General features: G+C 66.7%; 11 protein-coding genes. 7 read left to right on the top strand and 4 right to left on the bottom strand.

The features are described from left to right. Positions 1-189 precede the first annotated feature (189 nt). The 3 genes from AC6LJW_RS05540 to AC6LJW_RS05530 are packed head-to-tail and all read right to left on the bottom strand — an operon-like array spanning position 190 to position 4,728. A complete protein-coding gene (locus tag AC6LJW_RS05540) occupies positions 190-1,578 on the bottom strand; it encodes an efflux transporter outer membrane subunit (RefSeq protein WP_498086713.1) in 1,389 nt (462 codons plus the stop codon). A gap of 5 nt (positions 1,579-1,583) precedes the next feature. Then, positions 1,584-3,542: a MacB family efflux pump subunit gene (locus AC6LJW_RS05535; protein WP_427984056.1), complete on the bottom strand. Its 1,959-nt coding sequence runs from the start codon at positions 3,540-3,542 to the stop codon at positions 1,584-1,586. Position 3,543: 1 nt separating this feature from the next. Continuing rightward, complete coding sequence (locus tag AC6LJW_RS05530) at positions 3,544-4,728, bottom strand: efflux RND transporter periplasmic adaptor subunit (RefSeq protein ID WP_056568980.1); 1,185 nt, start codon at positions 4,726-4,728, stop codon at positions 3,544-3,546. A 313-nt stretch (positions 4,729-5,041) separates the two neighbouring features. Here AC6LJW_RS05530 and AC6LJW_RS05525 point away from each other — a divergent pair, with 313 nt between their 5' ends. The 6 genes from AC6LJW_RS05525 (at position 5,042) to purU (ending at position 10,250) form a co-directional block, all read left to right on the top strand. Further along, a complete protein-coding gene (locus tag AC6LJW_RS05525; protein ID WP_498086711.1) occupies positions 5,042-6,250 on the top strand; it encodes an MFS transporter in 1,209 nt (402 codons plus the stop codon). A 2-nt stretch (positions 6,251-6,252) separates the two neighbouring features. After that, entirely contained in the window at positions 6,253-6,909 is a 657-nt protein-coding gene (locus tag AC6LJW_RS05520; RefSeq protein ID WP_498086709.1) for a gamma-glutamylcyclotransferase, read from the top strand. A gap of 115 nt (positions 6,910-7,024) precedes the next feature. Further along, complete coding sequence (gene pdxH / locus AC6LJW_RS05515) at positions 7,025-7,654, top strand: pyridoxamine 5'-phosphate oxidase (RefSeq protein ID WP_056568987.1); 630 nt, start codon at positions 7,025-7,027, stop codon at positions 7,652-7,654. A gap of 68 nt (positions 7,655-7,722) precedes the next feature. Next, on the top strand, positions 7,723-8,247 hold the full coding sequence (locus AC6LJW_RS05510; protein WP_056568991.1) for a flavin reductase family protein: 525 nt from the start codon (positions 7,723-7,725) through the stop codon (positions 8,245-8,247). After that, entirely contained in the window at positions 8,244-9,353 is a 1,110-nt protein-coding gene (locus tag AC6LJW_RS05505; RefSeq protein ID WP_498086707.1) for an NAD(P)/FAD-dependent oxidoreductase, read from the top strand. The genes AC6LJW_RS05510 and AC6LJW_RS05505 overlap by 4 nt, the downstream gene beginning before the upstream one ends. Positions 9,354-9,395: 42 nt before the next feature. Beyond that, positions 9,396-10,250, top strand: coding sequence for a formyltetrahydrofolate deformylase (gene purU, locus AC6LJW_RS05500; protein WP_056568997.1), 855 nt, complete (start codon positions 9,396-9,398; stop codon positions 10,248-10,250). Between the two features lie 9 nt (positions 10,251-10,259). On the opposite strand, the gene AC6LJW_RS05495 is transcribed toward purU, so the two are convergent. Continuing rightward, on the bottom strand, positions 10,260-11,174 hold the full coding sequence (locus AC6LJW_RS05495) for a LysR family transcriptional regulator (RefSeq protein ID WP_056569000.1): 915 nt from the start codon (positions 11,172-11,174) through the stop codon (positions 10,260-10,262). A gap of 121 nt (positions 11,175-11,295) precedes the next feature. Between AC6LJW_RS05495 and AC6LJW_RS05490 the strand changes: the two genes are divergently transcribed. Continuing rightward, positions 11,296-12,996: an acyl-CoA dehydrogenase family protein gene (locus AC6LJW_RS05490; protein WP_498086705.1), complete on the top strand. Its 1,701-nt coding sequence runs from the start codon at positions 11,296-11,298 to the stop codon at positions 12,994-12,996. Positions 12,997-13,014: the final 18 nt, after the last annotated feature.

Below are 13,014 nucleotides of genomic sequence, written 5' to 3'. Positions count from 1 at the left end.
CTGAAACCACCCGAGCCCGGCGTGGCGGCGGCCTGGGGTGCGCGGGGCGTGTAGATGCGCCCGAGGGAATCTGAAGGCAGCGTCAAAAGAACCAAGATCGATGCCTGCACCCGGCTGCCGACGCAAAACGACGCGCCGGACTGCTGCAAACCTCACATCCGCAGCCCATCCCCATCAACAGCCACCACATCATCCCCCCCCCAACGCCTGATAAACCGTCACCTGATTCACCAACCGGTTCAGCATATTCTCGTCCCGCGCCACCTCAGCCACCCGGCGCTTTTCCTGCGCATCCAGCCAATCCCGCAACGGCACCGCCCCCGCCCGATACCGTACTTCGTATAGCCGCTCAGCCTCCCGAGCCGCCCGCAAAGACAGATCCAGCTGCTCCGCCCGAACCCCCAACTGCGTCCGGTTCGACAACGCATTCTCCACATCCGCCATCGCCTGATACAGCGCCTGCCGGAACGTCACCACCCGCTCCTCGAAATCCGTCTTCGAAATCCGGATATTGAGCTGCATCTGATTCCACTGCAGGAACGGCAGCGTCAACCCCGCCCCCAACGTCCCTATCGGATTCTTCAGCACATCCGACAACGTCGGGCTCGAAGTGCCCAACGCCCCCGTCAACGTCACCGGCGGATAAAAGCTCGCCCGCGTCGCATCCACGGTAGCCAGCGACTCCCGCAACCGCATCTCAGCCGCACGCAGATCCGGACGCCGCCCCAGCAACTCCGCTGGCACACCCGCCCGCGCCTCCGGCAACGCACTCGACGGCAACCGCATCGGATCCGCCGTAATGCGATCCGGCGGCCCATCGAACAGAATCGTCAACGCATTGATGTATTCCACGCGCTGCTGCACCAGCAACGCATGCGCCGCCTGCTGGCTCGCCACCGTCTGCTCTGCCTCCGCCAGCTCCAGCGCCGACGCTCCGCCCGCCGCATACTGCGCCCGCACCAGATCCTGCGTGCGCCGCGCGTAGGCGATGCTCTCCTCGCTGCTAGCGATGCGTTGGTTGATGAACGCCGTCTGCCAGTACAACGTCGCCGTCGTCCCCACCAGCGACAGCGCCGCGCTCTGGCGGTCCTGCTCCGTCGCCAGCGCCTCCCACTGCGCCGCATCCCGCTGGCGCGCCAGCTTGCCCCACAGGTCCACCTGATAGCTCACCGTCAGCTCGGCCGAATTGGCCCGCGTGATCGAACGATCCCCATACAGATTGCGCACCCGCGACACGTTCGCGTCCCCGCCGAATTGCGGCATCAGTTGATCGTCCGCCAGACCCGCCTGATACTGCGCTCGCCGGACGCGGATCGCCGCCGCGGCCAGATCGTTATTGCGCGCAAGCGCCGTCTCCACCAGCCCGTTCAGCACCGGATCATCGAAATTGCGCCACCAGTCGCCACCGTCAGCCAGCGAAGCCTGCGCGCCTGCATCGGCGCCTGCCCCCGCATAAGTCCAGGACCCCGGCACACTCACCGCCGGCCGCTCGTAATCCGTACGCAGCAGACCGCACCCGCCCAGCGCCAATACCAGCACCACGCCCAGCGGTTTGCACAAAAGAGAAACTGCTTTCATCTTCCTCATTCCCGGGCCAACGCCTCGACGGGATCCAGGCGCGCCGCGTTGCGCGCCGGCAGATAGCCAAAAATCACACCGATCAGCGTCGAGCACGTAAATGCCGCCACCATCGATGTCGTGGAATAGATCATCTGGAACGAGCCGCCCGTCGCCTTGCTGACCAGCACGCCCAAGCCCAGCGACAACAGGATGCCCACCGCCCCGCCGATCAGGCACACCAGCACCGCCTCGATCAGGAACTGCTGCATGATGTCGCTGCGCCGCGCGCCCACCGCCATCCGCACCCCGATCTCGCGCGTACGCTCGGTCACCGACACCAGCATGATGTTCATCACCCCGATGCCGCCCACCATCAGCGAAATCAGCGCGATCAGCGACACCAGCAGCGTCATCGTTGCCGTCGTGCGCTCGATCGTCTTGCGCACCGCATCCGTGTTGAACACGAAAAAGTCCTTCACCACATGCCGGCGCGTCAGCACCCGCACGATGGCCTGCTCCGCCGCGGCCGGCGGCGTCGCGTCGTTCACGCGCACCGTGATGCTCTTCAGGTGCTGCTGCCCCAGCACCCGCGACAGCGCCGTCGTGTAAGGAATCCACACGTTCAGCGAATCATTGCTGCCAAACACCGTGTCCTTCTTCTGCGTCACCCCGATCACGCGCGCCGGCATTGATCCCAGGAAAATCACCTGCCCGATGGGCTCCGTGTGCGACCCGAACAGCGCACGCCGCGTGCCCTCGTCGATCACCACTTCCTGCGCGCGGCGCGCCACGCTCGTCTCGTCAAAGAACTTGCCCTCGGCCAGCTTGATCGCACGCACCCGGAAGTATTGATCGCCCACGCCCTGGATCGACCCATTCACCGACACGTTGCGATAGCGCAGCGTATTGCTCGTGCCCACTTCCGGTGTCACGCTGTCCACATAGGACTCGCGCGCCAGCGCCTCCGCGTCGGCCGCCACCAGCGTGCGGATGTTCACCGCCTTCTCGTCGCCGAAATCCTTGCCCGGGAAGACCTCCACCGTGTTCGTGCCGATCGCGCTGATGTCTTCCAGGATCTTGCGCCGCGAGCCCTCGCCCAGCGCCACCACCGACACCACCGCCGCAATGCCGATGATGATGCCCAGCATCGTCAGCGACGTGCGCAGGCGGTGCGCGTTCATCGCCAGCAACGCCATGCGCAGCGCCTCGCCGCAGCGGTCAAGATAGGCCTGCCAGGCCGGCCGCTGGGCCATCGCCGGCGCCTCGTCCAGCGCCGTCTGATGGCGGGGCGCCTCCGGATTGCGCTTGTCCGCGACGATCTCGCCGTCACTGATCTCGATGATGCGCTGCGCGTGGCGCGCCACATTCATATCGTGCGTGACGATGATGATCGTGTGCCCCGCCGCATTCAGCTCTTCCAGGATGCGCAGCACTTCCTGGCCCGTATGCGTGTCCAGCGCGCCGGTGGGTTCGTCGGCCAGGATGATGTCCCCGCCGTTCATCAGCGCGCGCGCGATACTCACGCGCTGCTGCTGACCCCCAGAAAGCTGACCGGGCCGATGTTCGGACCGATCGGCCAGGCCCAGCCGCGCCAGCAAGGCCGAGGCCCGCTCCAGCCGCGCCTCGCGGCGCTTGCCCGCGTAGACCGCCGGCACCTCCACGTTGCCCTGCGCGCTCAGGTCCGCCAGCAGGTGATAGCGCTGGAAGATGAACCCGAAGTGCTCCCGGCGCAGCTCCGCCAGTTCGTCGGGATCCAGCTCCCCCGTGCTGCGGCCATCGACCCTGTAGTCGCCGCGCGTGGGCCGGTCCAGGCAGCCCAGGATGTTCATCAACGTCGACTTGCCCGAGCCGGACGCCCCCACGATGGCGACCATCTCGCCCGCCTCGATCGTGAGGTTGACGTCCTTCAGGACCGCAATCGTCTGGTCGCCCGCCGGAAACTCGCGGCGCACGCCCGACAAGGAAATGAGCGGACCGCTCATGTCAGGCTCCCGGCTTGGCGGCGGCCGGCGACGAATCCGCCGACACGACGCGTTCGCCCACCTCCAGGCCTTCCAGCACCTGCGCCTGCACATTGTTGTTCATGCCGATGCGGACCTGACGCGTCTCGGTCTTGTTGCCTTCCCCCACCACGCGCACTTCGTAGCGCCCGTCCGCGCCGCGCTTGCCCAGCGCCGACGCCGGCACCACCACCGCTCCCTTGGCCTCGCCCAGCACGATGAAGACCTGCGCCGTCATCGAGATGCGCAGCTTCTCGTCGGGGTTCGGTACATCGAAGAGACCGTTGTAATAGACCGCGGCGCTGGTGGACGTGCTGGTCGAGGACGTCAGCGACGACGCCGCGTCATCCTTCTGAATGGAGTCCGGGGCCGGTTCCACCGCGCGCAGTGTGGCGCGGTAGCGCTCGTCCGGTTCGCCCAGGATGGTGAAGTAGACCGGCAGCCCGGGCTTGACCCGCGTCACGTCTGCCTCGGAGATCTGCGCCTTGATCGTCATGGTGTCCACCTGCGCCACCTTGATGATGGTGGGCGCGCTCTGGATGGAATTGACCGTCTGGCCTTCCTTGGTGACCACCGCCACCACCATGCCGTCGATCGGCGAGACGATGCGCGTGTAGCCCAGGTTGACCCGGGCCGTGTCCACCTGGATCTCCGCCTGCGCGATCTGCGCGTCCAGCGACGCGATTTCGGCGCGCGTCACGGCCAGCGTGGCCTCGGCGGTTTCATAGGCCTCGCGCGAGCTGGCGTCGGCCGCCAGCATCATGCGCTGGCGCTTGAACGCCAGTTCGGCCTGCTTCAGCGTGGCGACCTTGGCCGCCCGTTCGGCCCGCCGCGTCTGCAACGCCGCCTCGGCGTTGCGCAGCTCATTCTGCTGGGTCAGGTCGTCGATCTCGGCGACCAACTGTCCCTTCTTGACGCGATCGCCCAGTTCCACCTTCAGGGACTTGAGCTGGCCCGTGGCCTGCGCGCCCACGCTGACGCGTTCGATGGCGTCGATGGTGCCGCTGGCAAGAACGCTGTCTTCCAGGTCCGCGCGGGACACCTCGGCCACGGCGAAGGTCGGCGGCGGCGGGGCCGAAAAGAAGGCGGCGCGCGCGCCAAACACGAGAAGCAGGAGGATGACGGCTATCAGGACGTAGCGCTTGAACTTGCTGCGGGACTTTTTCATTGAACCTGGACGATGGGGACAGCTAGGCGCCACGGGCGGCGCTGGTAATGCTGCAAACAAGCGGTGCAAAGCGTAGGCGGATTGCACCGCGCGGAGGGTTCCGTTGCGTGAACGATACAACGATCCCAAGGCTGTTGCGGAACCGTTTTACCGCACCTGCCGCGAACGTGCCGTCATCTTGCCGAATAAGCGCAAGACTTGTCCGGTAGAGACCGTTAACTTCGCAAAGTGACTAGACACTGTCCGCTGCAGCGCAAAAACGCCTCGCCTCGACATAGCCGGATGTTACGAACAGAATGACTGCAGTTAAGCCGTGTCTACCTCCAACAGATCCCCCTCCTCGCCATCCAGTTCCCCGGAGTTTTCCGGGGCGGTGCTTTTGTGCCTGCTGGCAATGATGAATCACGTTGCACTGACCGGGGGACGGATCACCGTTTCCCTGACAGCGCTGCAGATGGGGCTGTCCACATTCACGGTCGGGACGCTGGTCGCGGTGTTTGCCGTGTTGCCGATGCTGTTTTCGGTGCGCGCGGGACGGTGGGTGGACCGGGTCGGCATCGTGCGCCCGCTCGTCATCGGCACCACTTTGGTCGCCTTCGGCACGCTATTGCCCTCCATCTCCCAGACGCAGTCCGCACTGCTGGTCGCGTCCTGCTGCATTGGCATCGGCTTCATGCTGCATCAGGTCGCCACGCAGGACCTGCTAGGCCACGCCGAACCTGAGCAGCGGCTACGCAATTTCTCGTTCATGTCTCTGGCCCTGGCGGGCTCGGGCTTTTCCGGTCCGCTGATCGCCGGCCTGGCCATCGACCACCTGGGCACGCGCACGGCATTTGGCATCCTCGCCGTCGGTCCCTTGCTCTCCGGAGTCGGGCTGTACGCGCTGCGGCATCAGTTGAAGGCCGTCGACGCGGCCATCACCGGCGTGCGCGAGGCCCAGCGCCGCCGTGTGACCGAATTGCTGGCCGTGCCCGCGCTGCGCCGCATCCTGATGGTGAACACCATTTTGTCCGGCGCGTGGGATACCCATCTGTTCGTCGTGCCGATCTTCGGCGTCGCGATCGGGTTGTCCGCCACCACGATCGGCGTCATTCTTGCCTCGTTCGCGGCGGCAACCTTCGTCATCCGGCTAGCTTTGCCGCTTATTCAGCGCCGGGTGCGGTCGTGGACGCTGGTGCGTGTGGCCATGGCAACGGCGGCCATCGACTTCATGCTTTACCCGCTGTTCACCGACGTTACCGTGCTGATCGTGCTGTCTTTCATCCTGGGACTGGCGTTGGGCTGTTGCCAACCCAGCATGCTGTCCCTGCTGCACCAATACTCGCCGCCGGGCCGCGCCGCCGAGGCCGTGGGCCTGCGCATGGCGCTGATCAACGGCTCGCAGGTGTCCCTGCCGTTGACCTTCGGCGCGCTGGGTGCGGTAATTGGCGTTGCCCCGCTTTTCTGGGCCTACTCCGTGGCGCTGATGGCCGGGGGCTGGGCCAATCGAAATCCTCCGCACGAGCCTGAACGGAAAACGTAGTTGTGAACAAGCAGTCCTCCCCCACCGACATCTCCGGCGCGTCCCTGCCCTTCCGGCTCTGGACGGCAGAAGAACGCCAAGCCTCGCTCGACGACGCGCTCAAACACTGGCAGGCCGGGGAAGACGTGTGGGTATTCGGGTACGGATCCCTGATCTGGCGGCCGGATTTCGACTTCCAGGAACGGCGCCTGGCCACCCTGCGCGGCCACCATCGGGCGCTTTGCCTGTGGTCGCGGGTGAACCGGGGTACGCCCGAATGCCCGGGCCTGGTGTTCGGCCTGGACCGCGGCGGTTCCTGCCGGGGCGTGGTCTATCGCCTGGCCGGCAACCAGGTCCCCAATTACTTTCCCGCCCTCTGGGAACGCGAGATGTCCACGGGCGCCTATCTGCCCCGCTGGATCAACTGCGCCACGGACGAAGGGGTCGTCCGCGCGCTGGTCTTCATCATGAACCGCAGCAATCCGGCTTATATCCGCGCCCTGCCCGAGCCCGAACTGCTGGAGATCGTGCGCCGCGCGGCAGGCCGCTACGGCCCCTGCACGGATTACGTGGTGCAGACCGCCCAGGCCCTGCGGTCCGCCGGCATTCACGACGCCCGGCTCGACGCGATCGCCCGCCGGCTGGAACTGGACGGCCACCCGTTGCCCGAGGGCCCCTGACGCCAGGCGGGCAGGCAGGCGCGGCGAACTTGCCCGGGGCCTGCGCGGGGTCAATGAGGGGCCGGTCTCCCAGGCGGTATAAACTCCCTGTTATCAACGCTGAACCCCTAAGACCATGTCCGTCTCTGATCTGCGTCAAAGCTACGAAAAGAATGTGCTCCTGGAAAGCCAGGCCGCCCCCTCTCCGTTCGAGCAATTCACCCGTTGGTTCGACGAGGCCCTGGCGGCCAAGGTGCCAGAACCCAACGCCATGACCCTGGCGACGGTGGATGCCAGCGGCCAGCCCAGTGCCCGCATTGTCCTCATCAAGGGCTTTGACGACCAAGGCTTCACGTTCTTCACCAATTACGAATCGCGCAAGGGCCTGGACCTGCAAGCCGAGCCGCGCGCCGGCCTGCTGTTCTTCTGGCAGCCGCTCGAGCGCCAGGTCCGCATCGAAGGCGTGGTGGAAAAGGTGGCGGCCGAAGAATCGGACGCCTACTACCATAGCCGCCCGGCCGGATCGCGCATCGGCGCCTGGGCCTCGCGCCAAAGCCAGCCCATCACCCGTGAAGAGCTGGAAGCCCGCGAAAAGGAATTCCGCGAGCGTTTCGGCGAACAGCCGCCGCGTCCGCCACACTGGGGCGGCTATCGCCTGAAGCCCACCGCCTTTGAATTCTGGCAGGGCCGGCCGTCCCGCCTGCACGACCGCCTGCGCTACGTCGCAGACGGTGCGGGCTGGAAGATCGAACGCCTGTCTCCCTGATACAGGCGCCCCGACGCGGGGCGTCCCCACGCCGGGCGCCTCCCGCGCCCGACCGAACTGTCTACTGCATGTCCGCCTCCTCCCCTGATTTCGATTCCGTCTTCTTTCGCACCGCTTTAGGCCGTTACGCCACCGGCGTGACGGTCGTGACGACCGCCGGCCTGGACGGCGCCCCCATCGGCCTGACGGTCAGCTCGTTCAATTCGGTCTCGTTGAACCCGCCGCTGGTGCTGTGGAGCCTGTCGCTGGGCTCGTCGTCGCTAGAGGCTTTCGAACAGTGCGAGCGCTACGTCGTGAACGTGCTGAGTGCGGACCAGATCGCATTGGCCCGGCGTTTTGCAACCGGCAAGACGCCGGACCGCTATGCCGGGCTGCAGGTGCACTACGCACCGGGCGGCACGCCCATGCTGGACGGCCACTGCGCCGCCTGGTTCGAATGCCGCAGCCGCAGCCGATACGTCGAGGGAGATCACGTCATCATGGTCGGAGAAGTCGAACGTTGCGGACATAGTGGCGAGCCGCCGCTGGTGTTTCACGCCGGCGGCTTCGACCTGACGCCGGCCGGCACCCGCGCCGAAAAGGCCAAATCATGAGCGTCGATGTCGATTGCGTCGTCATCGGCGCCGGCGTGGTCGGGCTGGCAATTGCCCGCGCGCTGGCCCAATCCGGCCGCGAGGTGCTGGTGGCCGAGGCCACCGAGGCCATCGGGACCGGCACCAGCTCGCGCAACTCCGAAGTCATCCACGCCGGCATCTATTACCCCGCCGGCAGCCTGAAGGCGCGGCTCTGCGTACGCGGCAAGCATCTGCTGTATGCGTATTGCGCCGAGCGGGGCGTGCCGCACAAGCGCCTGGGCAAGCTCATCGTCGCCACCAGCCCCGACCAGGCTACGCAACTGGAAGGCATCGCCCAGCGCGCCCGCGCCAACGGCGTAGACGACCTGCAATACATCTCGGGCGAAGAAGCCATGCGCCTGGAGCCCGCGCTGCAATGCACCGCCGCGCTGGTGTCGCCGTCCACCGGCATCGTCGACAGCCACGCGCTGATGCTGTCCTTTCAGGGCGACGCCGAAAACGCGGGCGCCCAATGCGTCTTCCATACGCCGCTCGTGTCGGGGCGTGTGCGTTCTGAAGGCGGCTTCGAACTGCAATTCGGCGGCGATGACGCCATGCAACTGACGTGCAACGTGCTGATCAACTCGGCCGGCCTGCAGGCGCCGGCCCTGGCGCGGCGCATCGAGGGCGTGCCCGCCGACAGCATCCCCACCGATTACCTGTGCAAGGGCAGCTATTTCACGCTGTCCGGGCGCGCGCCGTTCTCGCGGCTGATCTACCCCGTGCCCCAGCATGCCGGCCTGGGCGTGCACCTGACGCTGGACATGGGCGGCCAGGCCAAGTTCGGCCCCGACACCGAATGGGTCGGGACCGAGGACTACACGCTGGACCCATCCCGCGCCGAGGTGTTCTACGAAGCCGTCCGCACCTATTGGCCGGCCTTGCCGGACGACGCGTTGGCGCCGGGTTACACGGGCATCCGGCCCAAGATATCGGGTCCGCACGAGCCGGCCGCCGACTTTGTCATCGCGGGTCCCGCCGTGCACGGCGTGCCGGGCCTCGTGAACCTGTTCGGCATTGAATCCCCCGGGCTGACCTCCAGCCTGGCCCTGGCGGAAGAAACCCTGGCGCGCCTGTCCGCCTGATCACCGCCCGCTCCCCCTTTCTCTCATTCAGCCATTTCCGCCATGCAGCACAACGACTACATCCTGACCCTGTCCTGCCCTGACCGCACCGGCATCGTCTACCGCGTCAGCGGCCTGTTGTTCGAACTGGGTTGCAACATCCTGGATTCGCAGCAGTTCGGCGACGAAGAGACCGGCCGCTTCTTCCTGCGCGTGCACTTCGACCTGCCGGTCAGCGTGGCCGCCGACGACCTGCGCGCCCGACTGGACGCGATGTCCGCCGACTACGGCATGGAGCTCAAGCTGCACGATGCGCGCCGCAAGGAACGCCTGCTCATCATGGTCAGCAAGCAGGGCCACTGCCTGAACGACCTGCTGTTCCGCGTGCATAGCGGCCATCTGCATGCCGAAGTGGCCGCCATCGTCTCCAATCACAACGATTACGCCGGCCTTGCCGCCACCTACAACATCCCGTTCCACTACCTGCCGGTCACGCCCGACACCAAGCTGGAGCAGGAAAAGCAGGTGCTCAAGATCGTCGACGAGGCGAACATCGACCTGGTCGTGCTGGCCCGCTACATGCAGATCCTGTCGGCGGATATGTGCCGCGCCCTGACGGGCCGCGCGATCAACATCCACCACAGCTTCCTGCCCAGCTTCAAGGGTGCGCGCCCCTACCACCAGGCGCATGCGCGCGGCGTGAAGATCATCGGCGCCACGGCCCACTACGTGACCTCGGATCTGGACGAAGGCCCGATCATCGACCAGGACATCGAGCGCGTCGACCACACGATGACCGCGCAGGACCTGACGCAGGTGGGCAGCGACATCGAATCCCTGGTGCTGTCGCGCGCCGTGCGCAGCCACGTCGAGCACCGCATCCTGCTGAACCGCAACAAGACCGTCGTGTTCCGCTGATCCTCACGCCTATGACAGGACCGCGGCGGGCGGTTGCAACGGCGGAAATGCCTGCGCCACCAAGGCCACCGCGCGCTCCTGCAAGGGCGAACGCGCCGCATCGGGCCAGATCACCTGGCTGATCGAGCGCGCTTCGTGTTCAAACGCAATGAACCGCGTGCCCGCCAGCCCGCTACGCGACAGGCACGCTGGCACGATCGACACCCCCAGTCCCTGCGACACCAACGACGCCACGCTCAGCCAGTGGCGCACCTCATGCCGGATCGCCGGCATGAAGCCGGCCGACACGCACATGGCCAGCACCGTCTCGTAATAGCTGGGCGAGGCCGCCCGCGCGAAAAAGACGAAGTCATCCTCTGCCAGCTCCGACAGCCGCAGCGAGGTGCGCTGCGCCAGCGGATGCCCGTCAGGCAGGCATACGACAAAGGGCTCGGCCATCAGGTCGCGCGCCTGCACACCGTCCGGCACCGGATTGGCATGGATGAAGCCCAGGTCCTGCTCGCCGCGCCGTACCGCCTCGATCTGGTCATGCGAGTTCAATTCGGTCAGCACGTGTTCCACGTCCGGCAGTTCGGTCCGCATCACGGCCAGCAGCGCGGGCAGGCCCCGGTACAGCATCGACCCCACGAAGCCGATGCGCAGCCGGCCGCGCAGGCCCGCATCCACCTGGCGCACCAGCGTGCGGACCTCCTCGGCCTGGCGCAGAAGGATCAGGGCCTCGTGGTAAAGCGCCTGGCCGGCATCGGTCAGCTCGACGTGCCGGCTGGTGCGGGCCAAGAGGCGCGCGCCGATGTTCTCCTCCAGTTGGCGGATCGCATAGCTGAGCGGCGGTTGCGAGATGTGCAGGCGCGCCGCCGCACGGCTGAAATGGCGCTCTTCGGCCACGGCGATGAAGTAGCGCAGCAGCCGGGGTTCCAAGTCCATATGTCCCTCCTTACGGCCCATCTATATTTGTTTTGGATTGATCTACATCAAAACAGTATTTGAGTAGATGAATCAAGCCCCGCACCATAGGACACCTTCCCGTCTCGACCCGGATGCCGCCATGGATACCCCCGTCTTGCCCGTTGCCGCCACCGCCACGCCCGTCCCGGATTCCCGCGGGCTGAACCTGTTCAGCGCCGACCCGTACGCCGATGCGCTGAGCCGCCGCTACCTGCCGCCCGCCCTGCACGCACACCTGCTGCCGCACCTGAGCCGGCTGGGCGAACTGGCGGGCGGGGTGATGGACGAACTGGCTTCCGTGGCCGACAAGCATCCGCCCACGCTGTCCGTGCGCAGCCGCGCCGGCACGGACGAGTCCCGCATCGACAAGCATCCCGCGTATGTCGAACTGGAACGCCTGGCCTATAGCGAATTCGGCCTGGCCGCGCTGTCCCACCGGGGCGGCGTGCTCGGCTGGCCCGAGCCCATGCCCGCAGCAGCCAAGTACGCGCTCAGCCATCTTTTCGTGCAGGCGGAGTTCGGCCTGTGCTGCCCGGTCAGCATGACGGACTCGCTGGCGCGCACGCTGCGCAAGTTCGGCGACCCCGCACTGGTCGAGCGCGTGCTGCCGCAGGTGACATCGCAGGATTTCGACACGCTGCGCCAGGGCGCCATGTTCATGACCGAACAGGGCGCGGGCTCGGATGTCAGCGCCACGGAGGTCACGGCCGAGGCTCAGGACGACGGCACGTGGCGCATTCACGGCGACAAGTGGTTCTGCTCGAATCCCGACGCCGGCTTTGCGATGGTGCTGGCCCGCAGCGAAACGGTCCCCGGCCTGAAGGGCGTGTCGCTCTTTCTGCTGCCGCGCGACCTGGCGGACGGCACGCATAACCACTACCGCATCCTGCGCCTGAAGGACAAGCTGGGCACGCGCTCCATGGCCAGCGGCGAAATCCGCCTGGAAGGCGCGGTGGCGTGGCTGGTGGGCGAACGCGGCCGCGGCTTCAAGCACATGGCCGACATGATCAACAACTCGCGCCTGTCCAACGGCATGCGTGCAGCGGGCCTGATGCGCCGTGCCGTCACAGAAGCCGTCTACGTGTCGCAGCACCGACGCGCCTTTGGCAAGCGGCTGATCGACATGCCGCTGATGCAGCGCCAGCTTGTCAAGATGATCGTGTGGGCCGAACAGGCGCGCAGCGTCATGTTCCAGACGGCGCGCGCGCTGGCCGATGCCGATCAGGGTGCGGCCGACCCCGCGCTGGCGCGCATCCTGACGCCGCTGATCAAGTTCCGCGCCTGCCGCGATGCGCGCAAGGTCACCGGCGACGCGATGGAAGTGCGCGGCGGTTGCGGCTACATCGAGGAGTTCACCGACCCCCGCCTGGTGCGCGACGCGCATCTGGGCTCCATCTGGGAAGGCACCAGCAACATTGTCGCGCTGGACGTGCTGCGCGCCATCAAGAAAGAGAATTCCCTGCCGGCGCTGCGCAGCCACATCGACCGCCTGCTGGCTGATGGCGCGCCTTGCCCGCCCGAACTGGCCGATCTGCAGGCCAGCGCCCTGGAAAAGACCTACGCGCTGGCGGAGCATGCCGCGCAAGGCGACCATGCGCAGCTGGCCCGCCAAGCCGCATCGCTGCTGTATCACGCGGTGTCGATGGCTGCGCTTCGCTGGGAAGCCACCGGCACGGGTCTGGAAAGCCGCGCGCGGCTGGCCGACCAGGTGCTGCTGCACCGCCTGGCCCCGCGCGATCCCTATGCCATCCCGCCTGACGAAAGCGCGGCCAGCCAGGCCATCCTGCAGTACGCGCTGTAGCCCCGTCAGACATCCCGC

Source organism: Achromobacter sp. 1012554356, from assembly GCF_059760815.1.
Note: the sequence above shows the minus strand (reverse complement) of the source record. Positions and strands in the feature narration are given on the sequence as shown.

Coding starts and splice junctions, on each gene's coding strand:
- AC6LJW_RS05540 (WP_498086713.1), bottom strand. CDS start 1,578: ATGAAAGCAGTTTCTCTTTTGTGCAAACCGCTGGGCGTGGTGCTGGTA.
- AC6LJW_RS05535 (WP_427984056.1), bottom strand. CDS start 3,542: ATGAGCGGTCCGCTCATTTCCTTGTCGGGCGTGCGCCGCGAGTTTCCG.
- AC6LJW_RS05530 (WP_056568980.1), bottom strand. CDS start 4,728: ATGAAAAAGTCCCGCAGCAAGTTCAAGCGCTACGTCCTGATAGCCGTC.
- pdxH (WP_056568987.1), top strand. CDS start 7,025: ATGTCCGTCTCTGATCTGCGTCAAAGCTACGAAAAGAATGTGCTCCTG.
- AC6LJW_RS05510 (WP_056568991.1), top strand. CDS start 7,723: ATGTCCGCCTCCTCCCCTGATTTCGATTCCGTCTTCTTTCGCACCGCT.
- AC6LJW_RS05505 (WP_498086707.1), top strand. CDS start 8,244: ATGAGCGTCGATGTCGATTGCGTCGTCATCGGCGCCGGCGTGGTCGGG.
- purU (WP_056568997.1), top strand. CDS start 9,396: ATGCAGCACAACGACTACATCCTGACCCTGTCCTGCCCTGACCGCACC.
- AC6LJW_RS05495 (WP_056569000.1), bottom strand. CDS start 11,174: ATGGACTTGGAACCCCGGCTGCTGCGCTACTTCATCGCCGTGGCCGAA.
- AC6LJW_RS05490 (WP_498086705.1), top strand. CDS start 11,296: ATGGATACCCCCGTCTTGCCCGTTGCCGCCACCGCCACGCCCGTCCCG.